This is a genomic window from Corallococcus sp. CA053C (assembly GCF_003611675.1).
Classification (GTDB): Bacteria; Myxococcota; Myxococcia; order Myxococcales; family Myxococcaceae; genus Corallococcus.
Genome location: NZ_RAWA01000860.1, coordinates 1 through 471, shown reverse-complemented (window position 1 = coordinate 471; position 471 = coordinate 1). Strand labels below are relative to the sequence as shown.

At 52.7% G+C, this 471-nt stretch carries 2 protein-coding genes; both read left to right on the top strand.

What is annotated here, in order from left to right; translation table 11 throughout:
* Positions 1-226, top strand: a 226-nt coding sequence (locus D7V97_RS45195; RefSeq protein WP_199729258.1) for a glycosyltransferase, incomplete at its 5' end; no start/stop codon positions are given.
* 61 nt (positions 227-287) lie between these two features.
* Positions 288-471 (top strand): hypothetical protein (locus D7V97_RS46385; protein WP_233583633.1); only part of this gene is annotated, 184 nt, incomplete at its 3' end.

The following is a 471-nucleotide window of genomic DNA, read 5'->3' as shown; positions in this document are numbered from 1 at the left end:
GATTAAACTTGGTCTCAACGGCTATCTTGTCCCGATCGGCGATGCCGCAGAGCTGGCAGAATCATTAGTCAAAGTTCTCAGTCTGCCCGAAACTGAGTGGCAGGCAATGTCTGAGGCGGCTTATTGCACGGCGACCAGCTATTCCTGGGATGACGCGACCGATCGCTTTGAGTCTGCTCTTCACAGCGCGATCGCAGATTCAACTTTGATCAATTCGGTTTGCTAGCGGCCTTCAGCCAAAAGGCTACGGAATTTAGCACTGTAACTGTCACTCACACAACACGAAAATGGGCTTCTTTTTTCCTAACAATCCCTTTGCAGGACCAAACCTGCTTGTGCCGCTGGTCATGTTCGCCTGGATTCCGATCGTCTTCTACCTGTTCAGTCGGTTTTCGCCCCGGCGAGCGGTTGTGGTCAGCTTTGTCACCGCTTGGCTATATTTGCCCGAAGCCGCTCTATCGCTTCCGGGTC